The following is a 12883-nucleotide window of genomic DNA, read 5'->3' on the forward strand; positions in this document are numbered from 1 at the left end:
CTGTTTTGAAATATCGTAACAGAGAATTTCTCCTCTTTCCCTCTCCCTGTTACCACAACAAGAACATTATAATCAGTTCTATTCGTAAAAGCAAGGAAAAACGCCGATTTTTGCCGTAACTGACATTTTTGTCACAATCTTTCTGGTAAATATGCAAAAAATTCAAAAATAACACTTTCTCTTGGAACGCATTTATATTATAATAAGAAGTGAACGGCTGTCCCGGCGGGGGTAAAAGCGTGCGCCGGGGCAGGAAACTCGGCCACAAACTCCGCTCAGAGTAATTATTAGTGAGGATACGATGGTTAATAAAGTGAGAGTGACCATTGCGGGCGCGCCCTATGCGATCGCAACGACGGATTCCGAAAAGTATATCGCCTCTCTGGCCAAACGGCTGGATGAGGATATCACCAAACTGCTGGACACCAACGAAAACCTTTCGGTGACCAAGGCGGCGGTGTTCTGCGCCATGGATTATCTGGATGAATACAAAAAGAGCACCGGCAGCGCCGAGAATATGCGCAGCCAGATCCAGGATTATATTGCCGATGCCGCCAGGGCAAAGCTGGCTGAGGATAAGGTGAAAACAGAAAATGAAACACTGCGGCGTGAAAACGATGCCCTGCGGGAGCAGCTGGCACGCCTGCAGGCCAAGCAGAAGGCCGACCGGGAAGCAAAGACGGAAGCGTGAATGGGGGCGCGGTGAGCGCGCCGGAACAAAGGGAGTATTATGCCAAAGATCGAGATCCTTGCCCCGGTGGGCAGTGAAGAGATGCTCCGCGCTGCGGTGTTCAGCGGTGCGGACGCGGTATATCTGGGCTTTTCGGGCTTCAATGCCCGCACAGGAGCCGGAAATTTTGATGCGGACAGCCTGAAGGAGGCGGTCCGGTTCTGCCACGCGCGGGGGGTCAAGGTGCACGTGGCACTGAACACCACCGTTTACGGCGGGGAGCTGGCCGCGCTGGCCGCTGCCGTGAAGGCTGTGGCCGAGAGCGGCGCGGATGCGGTCATCTGTCAGGATCTGGCGGTGGCGCAGCTCATCGGGCGGATCGCCCCCGACCTGCCCCGCCACGGCTCCACCCAGATGAGCGTCCACACCCTGCAGGGCGCACTGGAGCTGAAGGAGCTGGGCTTTACCCGGGTGGTGCTGGCCCGTGAGCTGAGCCTGCCCGAGGTAGAGCACATCACAAAGCACTGCGGCATCGAGACCGAGTGCTTTGTCCATGGCGCGCTCTGCATGTGCGTCAGCGGCCAATGCTATATGTCGGCCTTCCTGGGCGGCCGCAGCGGCAACCGGGGCTCCTGCGCCGGGCCCTGCCGCCTGCCCTTTGAGGCAAACCCGCTGCCCGAGGGCAAGCCGGGCCGTCTGCACCACCTTTCCCTGAAGGACAACTCTGTTATCGACAAGCTGGATCGGATGCAGGCCGTCGGCGTGGCATCGGCTAAGATCGAGGGCCGTCTGCGCACGCCGGAGTATGTGGCGGCGGCGGTCAGCGCCTGTCTGGCAGGCCGCGAGGGCCGCGCCTACGACCGTGACCTGCTGAAAAATGCGTTCAGCCGCTCCGGCTTCACCTCCGGCTACCTGGATGGAAAAATCGACGGCACCATGTTCGGCGTGCGCAGTGAAGCCGATGCAGAGCTGACCAAAAAGACCCTGCCTGCCCTGCGTGAGCTTTACCGCCGCGAGCGCAGCCGGGTGCCGGTGCAGTTCAGGCTGGAAATTGAAGAGGGCGGCGAGAAGCTGACCGTGACCGACGCGGACGGCAACAAGGCCTTTGCCTACGGCGATGCGGAACCGCAGCCTGCCCGCACCGACCCCACCGAGAGCCTGCAGCGCAGTCTTTCCAAGACGGGCGGCACCCCCTTTGCGGTGGAAAAGATCGATGTGGAGATGGACGGCGGCCCCTGGTTCGTGCCAGGCAGTGCCGTGAACGAGCTGCGCCGGGATGCGCTGGAGGCCCTGCTGAAAAAGCGGGAGGTCCTGCGCCCCTGGCCTGTATACGAGGCGGAGCCGGACGCTCTGCCCCTGCGCACCCTGCCGCCCCGCCGCACCCTGCGTGCCCGCTTTGAAACGTGGGATCAGGTGCCGGAGCAGGCCCTGAGCGGGGTGGAATATCTTATCCTGCCCATTGCTCAGGCCGACCGGGTGCCCCGGGAGTGGCGGGGAAAGACCCTTCTGGAGCTTCCGCGCGTGATGTTCGGCGCGCTGGAGGAGGACACCGCCCGCCGCATTGCCGCCACCCAGGATGCGGGTTTTGCGGGCTATGAGGTAAGCAACATCGCCCACCTGCGGCTCTGCCGTGGGCTGCCGATGACCGGCGGCTTTGGCCTGAATGTCACCAACCAGATGGCAGCACAGTTCTACGCCGACCATGGCCTGAACAGTGTGCTCATCCTGCCCGAAGTCAAGGACAGCGATATCAGCACCATTGCCCCCACCCATAACGGCAAGCCTGTGCCCACCGGTGTGCTGGTCTATGGCCACATGCCGCTGATGGTCACCCGTGCCTGCCCGCTGCAGAACATCCATGACTGCGCCCACTGCAATAAAGCAGGGGAACTGACCGACCGCAAGGCCAAAAAGTTCCCGGTGCGCTGCGGCATGGGCGTGCGGACGATCTATAACCCCGTACCTATTTATATGGGCGATAAGCCCGGTGCTCTGACTGTGGACTACGGTGTGGCCTACTTCACACTGGAATCCCGGGAAGAAGCAGCCGCCATTCTGGACAGCATCCGTGTCCACGCACCCTTTGAGGGAGAGTTTACAAGAGGACTTTATTTCAAAGGAACCAACTGAAGATGCAGTTTCCCCGGGCGGGAGCCGAGAGTTTCTCCGAGGACCGTCCGCTGGGGTGGGACCCTGCTGCCGCAGGCAGTAGGGCGGGCGATGGAATGGCCCGTTTCGTGTCCGAGGAGAAAGCTCCCGGAACACGCCCGAATATAACTTTAACAAGAGGTATACTATGGAACCAATCACCGTAAACTATAAAGTATTGGACCCCCGGGCCAAGGTGCCCGCCTATGCAACACCGGGGGCAGCGGCGGCCGACCTGTGCGCCGTGCTGGATGAGCCCCTGACGCTGGCCCCCATGCAGCGGGCACTGGTGCCCACCGGCCTTGCCATCGAGTTGCCCGGCCCCCACGCTGTGGCGCTGGTCTATGCCCGCAGCGGCCTTTCCATCAAGCACGGCCTGTGCATGGCAAACGGCGTGGGTGTGGTGGACAGCGACTATCGCGGGGAACTGAAGGTGCCCATGATCAATCTGGGCACCGAGGCCTATACCATCCAGCCCGGTGAGCGTGTGGCACAGCTCTGCATTGCACCGGTGTATACCGCCGCCTTTGCTCAGGCGGCCGAACTGGGGGATACCCAGCGCGGCGCGGGCGGCTTTGGCTCAACGGGGAAGTGAAGCGTATGAAAGATCTGATCCTGGCTTCTCAGAGCCCCCGCCGGAAAGAACTATTGAGCTTATACACGACGGATTTTACCGTCTGTGTCAGCGATTTTGACGAGGATGCCGTGACGGCGGATACCCCCGCCCGGCTGGTGGAACAGCTTGCCCGGGGCAAGTGCCTTGCTGTGGCCAAGGAACACCCCGGTTCCGTGGTGCTGGGCTGCGATACCGTGGTGGATGTGAACGGCGAGGTGTTCGGCAAACCCCACAGCCCGGACGATGCCAGACGGATGCTCCGTGCGCTGTCCGGCGCGACCCACTATGTGCACACCGGTGTCTGCGTTTCCGATGGTAGCCGCACTGAGAGCTTTGTGGATACCTGCAAGGTCACCTTTTTCCCGCTGAGCGAGGAGGAGATCGAGCGGTACGCCGCCACAGAGGAACCCTACGATAAGGCCGGTGCCTACGCCATCCAGGGCCGCGCGGCGGTCTGGCTGGATGCCATTGAGGGTGATTATTACACCATTATGGGCCTGCCCGTCAGCCGGACGGTCCGCCTGCTTGAACAGTTCTGACAGTTTGCGCGGCGGAATGCACAGAAAAATGAAAAATACGGAAAAACTTGACAAAACGCTTGAGAAAACGTTGACTTGCGGCTATAATAGAAACGTGTTATTCTGCGATAGGCGGTCAAACCCTGTGAAGTTTGGGCTGCTGTGCGTTTTGGAATAGACCGGAAATACGAAGGAGAGCTTCATTATGAGTTTTTTGTCAAAGGACGTTGGCGTTGATCTGGGTACTGCCAATACCCTGGTTTACATGAAGGGCAAGGGCATCATCATGCGGGAACCCTCGGTCGTGGCTGTGGATACCAAGACCGATGAGGTGCGCTGCGTGGGTGCTGAGGCAAAGGCTGTCATCGGCCGTACCCCCGGCAGCATCGTGGCAGTCCGCCCCCTGAAGGATGGTGTCATCGCCGATTTCGATATCACGGCAAATATGCTGGAGAACTTCCTGAAAAAGGCCTGCGGCAACAGCATGTTCTCCCGCCCCCGCGTGGTCATCTGCATCCCCTCGGGCGTGACCGAGGTGGAGCGCCGCGCTGTGCGTGAGGCGACCCTCAAGGCCGGTGCCCGTCAGGTCTCCGTCATTGAGGAGCCCATGGCTGCTGCCATCGGCGCGGGCCTGCCCATCAGCGAGCCCACCGGCAGCATGATCGTGGACATCGGCGGCGGCACCGCTGAGATCGCTGTCATCTCTCTGGGCGGCATCGTGGCCTCCCGCAGCGTCCGGATGGCCGGTGATATGTTCGATCAGGCCATCATCGCTTTCATCAAGCGCAAGTATAACCTGCTCATCGGTGAGCGCACCGCCGAGCAGATCAAGATCGAGATCGGCTCGGCCTACCCCATGGACCCCGAGATGACCATGGAGATCAAGGGCCGCAACCTGGTGGACGGCCTGCCCAAGAACATCGTCGTCCACTCTGAGGATGTGCGCGAGGCCCTGCTGGAGTGCCTGGTTAAGATCACCAGCGCCATCAAGGAGACCCTGGAGCGCACCCCGCCTGAGCTGAGTGCCGATATCATCGACCACGGCATCACCCTGACCGGCGGCGGTGCCCTGCTGCGGGGCCTGGATCAGCTGATCCAGAGCGAGACCGGCATTGATGTCCATGTTGCGGAGGACCCGCTGGATTGCGTGGCCAAGGGTGCCGGTGCGGTGCTGGATCATGTGGATGTTCTGCACGACGTGCTGGACACCGATGGAGCTCACATGTAACGATGTAACAGAGGGTGCGGACGGCTCTGGGCTGTCCGCGCCCTTTTGCAATCGGAGGAAAACCCCTTGAAAGACTTTTTCGATACCTGGAAATTCAAGATCCTGGTGGGCATCGCGGTGTTTCTGGTGGGCATCATGGCCTACGCCGGTGCCAACGGCCGCCTGACTGCCGCTCCGCAGGAGCTGCTGAGCGTGGCGGCTGCTCCATTCCAGAAAGTGGCTGCTGTGGTCAGCGGCGGTGTGGCCTCCCTGTGGGAAAAATACACCAGCATCGACGACGTGATGGCTGAGAACGAGACGCTCAAGGCCGAAAACGCCGAGCTGCGCCAGCAGATGGTGGACTACGACCGCGTCAAGGCCGAGAACCAGGCCTACAAGGCACTGGAAAGCATCCAGAGCCAGCGGCCTGAGATGAGCTATCTTTCCAGCTTTGTCATTGGCCGAGATCCGTTGGATTCCTTTTATGGCTTCACACTGGACCGCGGCACGCTGGACGGCGTGGCCGTCAACGATGCCGTGGTCAGCGACCAGGGCTACCTGCTGGGCATGGTGGTGGAGGTCGAGCCCACCAGCTGCAAGGTGATGACCATTCTTCACCCCAACTTCAACGCGGCGGGCGTGGTATCCCGCACCCGTGACAACGGCATCGTCACCGGCAGCTCCGAATATGCCGCCGATGGCCTGTGCGTGCTGACCAACCTTGCGCGCAACACCCTGACGGAGAAAAGCGACCAGGTGATCACCACCGGGCTGGGCGGGGTGTTCCCGGCTGACCTGCTGGTGGGCGTGGTACAGGAACTGGTGCCCGAGGTCAGCGGCAAATCGACCATTGCCGTCATCAAACCCGGTACCGACCCCCGCACGGTGCGCCATGCGTTCATCATTACCAGTTTCTGAGGAGGGACCCTGATGGAATCACGCCGGAAACGCAGCCGGGGCCAGATCGTCAAATGGATCTGCTATGCGCTGCTGGGCCTTCTTTGTGCTGTTTTGCAGACCACGCCCGGGCTGTTCCAGTTCGGGGCGGCAAAGCCGCTCTGGTTGCTGCCGCTGGCGCTGGCGGTCGCCGTGTTTGAGGGCGAGTTCGCCGGGGCTGTCTTTGGGGCGGTCTGCGGCCTGATGTGGGACTGGCTGGCCGGGCGCACCGTGGGCATGCTGGCGCTGGAGCTGCTGCTGCTCTGCTTTGCCGTTTCGGCGGTGACGCAGCTCTACTTCAAGAATTCGGCCGCAAATTTTGCACTCATTGCGTCTGCTGCCGCCCTGCTGGTGCTCACGTTGGACTGGCTGTTTTTCTACTACATGCCCGGTTACAGCGGCGCGGCCAGCCGCTGGCTGTGGTTCGTGCTGCCCACGGCGGCGCTCTCGGTGCCCGTCTGCTTCCCTCTGTTCGGGGTCGTGCGCCGCATCCACGAAGAATTTAAGATCGACAACGGCGTGGTGTAACGCACCCCGCGCCGGAAGGAGAATCCATGAACCAAGAAGAACGGAAAACCGCCATCCGGCGGATGCGTGTTCTCGTTGCCGCCGCCTGCATCCTGATGCTGCTGTACGGGCTGCGGCTCATCTTTTTGCAGCTGGTCAACGGGGACGATTTCAAATCCCAGGCAACCAACACCACCGACTACAAGTTTACGGTCACGGCGGCACGCGGTGACATTGTGGACAGCCGGGGGGAGCGCATTGCCACCAGCGTCACGGGCTACAACGTGGTGCTCAACAAGCTGCTGATGGGAGACGAAGATCTGGACGGGATGCTCCAGAAGATCGTCGAGCTGCTGCGTGCCAACGGTGAGAGCTGGAACGATACTCTGCTCATCAGCCAGCCGGATGCAGCGGGCAATTATACCTTTACCGCCGAAGCGGGCAGCACCAGGGATCAGAAAGCCCTTGCCGCCATGAAGGACAATCTTGGTTTACAGCAGTATGCAACGGCCAATGATGTGATGGAGAAGCTGGTGGAGGACTACGACCTTGCCAGCTATCCGCTGAGCTGGCAGCGCACGCTGGGCGGCATCCATTACGAGATGCAGCTGCAGGCGTTTTCCAATGTGAACAACTTTATCATGGCGGAAAATGTCAGCGAGGCCACCGTGGCGACCATCAAGGAGCACAGCCTCTCGCTGCCGGGTGTGGAGATCGTGGAAACGAGTACCCGCAGCTATGAGCAATCCACGGTGCTGCCCCATGTGCTGGGCCGGGTGGGCAAGATCACCGCTGAAAAGTGGAAGGTGACCGACGAAAACGGCCAGACCACCTACCCCCTGCGCGAAAAAGGCTACAACATGAACGACATCATCGGCATTTCGGGCCTGGAATCGGCTTACGAGGAAGAACTGCGGGGCAAGGATGGCGTGGAGACCATCACCCGCAACTCCGACGGTGTCATTGTGGATACGGCCCTGACCACAGTGCCCGAGCCGGGCCACACCGTGCAGCTGACCATCGACAGCCGGTTCCAGAAGGCGGTGGACAAGGCACTGGCCGAGAACATCGACATGATCAACCGGGTCTACAACACCGGCAGCATGAAAGCCGCCGCCGGTGCCGCCGTGGTGCTGGATGTGAAGGACGGCAGTGTGCTGGCCGCATCCAATTACCCCAGCTTTGACCAGAACCTGTATGCTACCCAGTACAGCGAGTACAGTGCCGACGAGAGCCTGCCCCTGTTCAACCGGGCCTTACAGGGCCTGTATACTCCGGGTTCCACCTTCAAACCCGCTGTGGCGATCGCCGCGCTGGATACCGGGCTCATTAACCGCTATTCCACGGTCAACTGTACCAGGGTCTATACCTACTATAAGGATTACCGCCCCAAATGTACACAGCACGGCCATGGCAACGGCCCCATTGATGTGGTCAACGCAATCAAGTGGAGCTGCAATATCTTCTTCTATGATGTGGGCCGCCGCCTGACCAGTGATGTCTACGATGCCTACGCCTATAAGCTGGGCCTGGGCCAGCGCACCGGCGTGGAGGTCAGCGAGGCCACAGGCCACCTGACCACCAAGAACGACTCCAACTATATGGAATCCCTGGATATCCAGGCGGCCATTGGCCAGGGCAACACGGTGGTCACGCCAGTGCAGCTGGCGACCTATGCCGCTACCATTGCCAACCGGGGAACCCGTTATCGTACCCACTTTGTCAAGGCGATTTTGGATTCCAACACTGGTGAAGTGCTGCAGGAGACCCAGCCCGAGGTCATGGATGTGATTGAGGACAAGGGGGAGACTTTTGATCTGATACAGCAGGGAATGATCGGCGTGTCTCAGACGATCTCCGCATTGGCGAACTACCCGTATACCATCGCCTGCAAGACCGGTACCCCCCAGCGCAGTGAGGGTTACTATTCCGGCAGCAGCTATAGGCATTACACCAATACCATGATGATCGCGTACGGCCCGACAGAGGATGCCCAGATCGCAATTGGCATTGTTGTGGAATACGGCGGCGGCGGTGCCCGTGCTGGTAACCTGATGGCGGATATCTTCAACGCCTACTTCGCCATGCAGGACGGCACTCTGAATGAGGATGGCACCATCGGCAAGCAGGAGACCGCCGCAGACAGCACCCCCGCTGACCAGACTGCCCCCGCCCAGACCGAAACCGGCACGGATACGGCCACAGACCCCGCCGCAGGCACCACGGATGCTGCTCAGGAGACCGCACCCGCCGGGCAGGATGCTTTAGACAATTGAAGAAGGATAAAACGCTGAAACACTGCTTTTGGTGAATCCGGGCGCTTTTTTCCGAAAAAAGTATGAAGTTTGTCTAAAAAACGGTTGTAAAAGAACGGAAACTGTGATACTATGATATATGCAAGAAAATGCCCACTGGCAAAACAAAGGAGAGGTTGACCGATGACGATTGCACTGATTGCGCATGACTCCAAAAAAGAGCTGATGGTTCAGTTCTGTACGGCGTATTGTCGGATTTTGAGCCAGCATAAATTGGTGGCTACGGGCACCACCGGCAAGCTGATCTCCGAGGCAACGGGTCTGCAGATCCAGCGCTTTCTGGCAGGTGTTCAGGGCGGTGATCAGCAGATCGCATCCCGCATTGCCTGCAATGAAGTCGATCTGCTCCTGTTCTTCCGCGATCCGATCAACGCAAAGCCCAGCGAGCCCAACGAGATGACCCTGCTGCGCCTGTGTGATGTGCATAACATCCCGCTGGCCACCAACATCGCCACCGCGGAGGTGCTCATCCACGGTCTGGAGCGTGGAGATCTGGATTGGCGGGATATCGTCCACCCGCAGAACTGAAAACTGGAATAAAACACAAGCCCCCGCATGTTGGCCGGAAAACCAACGTGCGGGGGCTTTTTTGCATCCCTGTGATGGTTACAGGAACGTGACGGTTTCAGACAGAGGCTTGCGGGAGCTGTGGTTGGGCAGGGGGCCTGCACCCTCGGCAGCGTGGCCCAGATCAAGGAGCATCACGATTTCCTCGTTTTCGGGCAGACCCAGCGCTTTTGCCAGCTTGTCCGGGTCAAAAAAGTTGACCCAGCAGCTGTCTACGCCTGCATTGGCAGCGCCCAGCAGCAGGTGGGTGGCCACGATGGCGGCATCCTCCATGCCGGAGTTCATCCGTTCGCCGGGGTAAGTAAAGGTGTGGTTCTTGTCATAGGCGACCACCAGACAGACGGGGGCACCGTAGCGGCAGGGAGTGGCAGCATCGATCTTTGCCAGCCCCTCTTCGGACTGAACGACGTAGATGCGCTGTTCCTGGGTGTTCTTGGCGGTGGGTGCCAGCCGACCGGCTTCCAGAATGGTGTGGAGTGCTGCAGCGTCTACCCTGCCTGTACCAAAATTTTTGCAGGAATACCGCTGTGCAATAAGCTGAGTGAATTCCATAACGATCTCCTCCTGACTTGGATTGGACGGAACAGAGCGCCGCTTGCAAGTGCTCTGTTATGCTGATTATACCACACTGCGCCGGTGGCGCAACCCTTAAAAGAGATCCAGCATGTTGTCCAGATAGATCGCCTCCCGGACGTGGATCTGATACTCCGGCCGGGTCAGATAATAGAGCAGAAACTCCAGCACCAGCGCGCTGCCCAGCCCGCGCCCTTCCAGCTTGAAATTGGAAAAGCCCAACGGCAGATAGCGCCTCCGGATGTCCGCAGTGCCGATGAACCCGGGGTTTTCCATCGCCTTGGAAAAGCGGTAGCCCTCCTGCGCGCCGGGGGCGGTGCACCGATGCTCGCAGATCTCCCCCAGATTTTTGCGGCTGACGGCTTCGTAGCAGCGCCTGCGCTCGGTGCAGCCGAACCAGCAGCACTCGTTGCAAAGAAATTCTACTTTGTCCTTTTCGGGCTGGGAGAGCGTATCCAGAGCATCGAAGGCCTTGTTCAGCCGGAAGTCCGGTACGACATACCGGAACTCCGGCCGCCGGACCTCTGCCTGAAACGCCTGAAGATCCGTCAGGACCTTGGTAGTGGAGGATACGAGATAAAGCTCCGGGTAATGCTGCTGCAGGTAGTTCAAAAGCAGCTCGGAGTGGACGATGACCCCATTCTGCACAGTGCCCCGCTGGGCAAACTGCTGACACACTGCGTTGCATTTCCGGTCTGAGAGGTGCTCCGGGCGGAGCAGGGAATTGCTGAATGTGAGCCGGGCAGAGATGCCGTATTCCTGGGTCAGGGCCAGAACTTCGGCGGGGGAGTGCTCCCCGGCCTCCACGCGGCCCCCACCCCAGATGCAGTCCGGCGGAGCGCCGTAGATGGAGCCGATCTCGCACCAGTCATAAAAATATTCCCGGTGCTCCCGGAACAGGGGCAGAAACAGGCGGTAGAGCTCGTAGAACTCGAACAGTCCGGGCAGGTGATAGCAGGCGGTGTGTTTCATTCTCAGATTTCCTCGGCGTCAGAAGGTGCAGCGGTGATATCCCGGTAAAAGATCGCCCAGGCCGCTTCCTCGTAGGGGTGCAGAAAGAAAAAGCCGGCGCTCAGTGGGATGGACAGCAGGATCAGCGGAACGAGGACCGTATCCGCCGAGTGGGTGAAGGCAAAGACGAGAGAGAAACCAATCAGCATGGGCAGGGTGCAGAGCAGCTCCCAGCCCAGAAAGCTGAGATCGAGGCAGAACAGCCGCCACTTGTTGCCGTCCATGATGCGCCGGGATTCAGTGATGGCTTCGTTGGCCGTCAGGCCGGGGTGCTCGGCCATGATATAGGGGGTCATGGCATAGCTGTAGGCTTTTACCACGCCGGGGATGAACAGCAGCAGCGACCAGAGCGCCACATAAAGCCCCTGCAGGAAATTCATGCAGAAGCCGTCCCACAGGCGGTGCTTCTGGGAAGCGAGGTCGGAGAGGGCAGCGTCCCTGCCGTCTGCAAGGTTCAGGTTGAACCGGGCGTAGCCCAGCCGCACCGCACCGCCCACGATGACGGTGAACACTGCCCAGGCAAGGATGCAGATTACGAGAACCGCCAGCACGCCGCCGCTGCCGGTGGAAAACAGCCCGGCAAACCCCGGGGTGTCGCCGTTGGCGTTCTGGCTCATGTTGGAGATGACCCTGCCTGAGCTGCCCACAATGTTGGCTCCCAGCACACTGGCAACCAGTCCGGCCAGAACAGCTGTCTTCCATCTGCCACGCAGGGCATCCAGCGCAAGGGCACGATAATCAGCAGAAAATTTCATAGAGCTTTCCTCCTGTCTGTAATGGAGATCGTTTGTTGAAAAACGGCAGCTGCCGTTTTATACAGAATACGTTTCAGCCTGCACAAAAATTGCAGCCGGGACTTCTTTTGCAAAGGTTCATCCCCGGGCATCCTGCCGGGTGGTGCTGAAATATTCCTTGGGGGTCATGCCGTACTCCTTTTTAAAGGCGCGGAAAAAGTGGTTATAGCCCCCGAAACCGCTGGTCTTGTACACCTCAGTAATGGGCAGGCCCTGCTCAATGAGGGTGCAGCAGCGGTCCAGCCGCGCCTTTACGATGTAGCGGTGTACGGTCTGGCCGGTCTGGCGTTTGAATTCCCGGGCAATATGCTCCCGGGAGACGAAAAACTCCTTTTCCAGACGCTCCAGCGTCAGTTCCTCGGTGAGGTGCGACTGAATAAACAGGAATACCTCATCCAGCATCAGGTGGTGGCGGCTGACCGAAGCGGTGTGGAATTCGGCATGGATGCAGGCACGCAGTGCCAGCACCACGAACATCTGCAGGATGCCGTGCTCGAACGCCGCCGCGCCGAACTGGCTGCTCTCCTGGGGGAGCACCAGCAGCTTCCGGGCAAGATTCTTCAGCAGCATATAGATCTGGCTGTCCGGCCGGACAGCCACCTGCCGGAAGGGCACCACGTTGAAGCTTTTTTCAAAGTCGGTGTCCTCATCCGACAACTGTGCCAGCATCTGGGGAGACAACTGCACCCGGATGATCTCCAGCGGGCCGTAGGCTCCGGCATATTCCAGCCTGCCGCCCTGCCCGGGCTTGAGGATGATCAGGTTCTGCTGCTGGGCGGGCAGCACCACCTCGCTGCACCGGAACACACCGCTGCCCCGCATGACCAGAAACAGGTCATAATACGCGCCCGAAAAGAATTCCCGAACCGTGCTTTGTTCAAAAAGATAACGTTTGGCTGTATAATTCACCAAAATTCCCTCCGTGGAACTGTCAGATGCGACAGTTTGTTGTACACAACTGAAAAGTACAACTGTCATAATTGCATAATACATCAATTTGCGATAGTTTTCAATCATTTTT

The 12883-nt window shown here is 59.5% G+C and carries 13 protein-coding genes; 9 read left to right on the top strand and 4 right to left on the bottom strand.

Annotated elements, in window-relative coordinates:
• The first annotated feature begins 301 nt into the window (after nucleotides 1–301).
• From zapA to mgsA, 9 genes are all read left to right on the top strand, one after another.
• Entirely contained in the window at nucleotides 302–691 is a 390-nt protein-coding gene (gene zapA, locus MTP40_RS05285) for a cell division protein ZapA (protein WP_156066248.1), read from the top strand.
• Nucleotides 692–730: 39 nt separating this feature from the next.
• A complete protein-coding gene (locus tag MTP40_RS05290; protein WP_156068722.1) occupies nucleotides 731–2800 on the top strand; it encodes a U32 family peptidase in 2070 nt (689 codons plus the stop codon).
• Nucleotides 2801–2966: 166 nt separating this feature from the next.
• Nucleotides 2967–3413 carry a dUTP diphosphatase gene (gene dut / locus MTP40_RS05295; protein WP_035394001.1) on the top strand — a complete coding sequence of 149 codons (447 nt, stop codon included), beginning with the start codon at nucleotides 2967–2969 and terminating at the stop codon, nucleotides 3411–3413.
• 5 nt (nucleotides 3414–3418) lie between these two features.
• Complete coding sequence (locus MTP40_RS05300; RefSeq protein WP_156066244.1) at nucleotides 3419–3973, top strand: Maf family protein; 555 nt, start codon at nucleotides 3419–3421, stop codon at nucleotides 3971–3973.
• A 184-nt stretch (nucleotides 3974–4157) separates the two neighbouring features.
• The gene (locus tag MTP40_RS05305; protein WP_005932353.1) at nucleotides 4158–5180 is read left to right on the top strand and encodes a rod shape-determining protein; all 1023 of its coding nucleotides are present in this window, start codon (nucleotides 4158–4160) and stop codon (nucleotides 5178–5180) included.
• A gap of 66 nt (nucleotides 5181–5246) precedes the next feature.
• Nucleotides 5247–6077 (top strand): rod shape-determining protein MreC, encoded by an 831-nt coding sequence (gene mreC, locus MTP40_RS05310; protein WP_249259951.1) that lies wholly within the window; start codon nucleotides 5247–5249, stop codon nucleotides 6075–6077.
• Nucleotides 6078–6089: 12 nt separating this feature from the next.
• The gene (gene mreD / locus MTP40_RS05315) at nucleotides 6090–6623 is read left to right on the top strand and encodes a rod shape-determining protein MreD (protein WP_249259952.1); all 534 of its coding nucleotides are present in this window, start codon (nucleotides 6090–6092) and stop codon (nucleotides 6621–6623) included.
• A gap of 26 nt (nucleotides 6624–6649) precedes the next feature.
• Nucleotides 6650–8878: a peptidoglycan D,D-transpeptidase FtsI family protein gene (locus MTP40_RS05320; RefSeq protein WP_249259953.1), complete on the top strand. Its 2229-nt coding sequence runs from the start codon at nucleotides 6650–6652 to the stop codon at nucleotides 8876–8878.
• Between the two features lie 162 nt (nucleotides 8879–9040).
• Entirely contained in the window at nucleotides 9041–9445 is a 405-nt protein-coding gene (gene mgsA, locus MTP40_RS05325; protein ID WP_097770635.1) for a methylglyoxal synthase, read from the top strand.
• A gap of 78 nt (nucleotides 9446–9523) precedes the next feature.
• Here the strand turns inward: mgsA and MTP40_RS05330 are convergent, their stop codons facing one another.
• The 4 genes from MTP40_RS05330 to MTP40_RS05345 form a co-directional block, all read right to left on the bottom strand.
• A complete protein-coding gene (locus MTP40_RS05330) occupies nucleotides 9524–10036 on the bottom strand; it encodes a nitroreductase family protein (protein WP_249259954.1) in 513 nt (170 codons plus the stop codon).
• A 96-nt stretch (nucleotides 10037–10132) separates the two neighbouring features.
• Nucleotides 10133–11029 (bottom strand): hypothetical protein, encoded by an 897-nt coding sequence (locus tag MTP40_RS05335; RefSeq protein WP_249259955.1) that lies wholly within the window; start codon nucleotides 11027–11029, stop codon nucleotides 10133–10135.
• Nucleotides 11030–11031: 2 nt separating this feature from the next.
• Complete coding sequence (locus MTP40_RS05340) at nucleotides 11032–11823, bottom strand: DUF975 family protein (protein WP_249259956.1); 792 nt, start codon at nucleotides 11821–11823, stop codon at nucleotides 11032–11034.
• Nucleotides 11824–11940: 117 nt separating this feature from the next.
• Complete coding sequence (locus tag MTP40_RS05345; protein ID WP_249259957.1) at nucleotides 11941–12771, bottom strand: AraC family transcriptional regulator; 831 nt, start codon at nucleotides 12769–12771, stop codon at nucleotides 11941–11943.
• Between the last annotated feature and the right edge of the window lie 112 nt (nucleotides 12772–12883).

Origin of the sequence: Faecalibacterium sp. IP-3-29, assembly GCF_023347335.1 — a bacterium.
Classification (GTDB): domain Bacteria; phylum Bacillota; class Clostridia; order Oscillospirales; family Ruminococcaceae; genus Faecalibacterium; species Faecalibacterium duncaniae.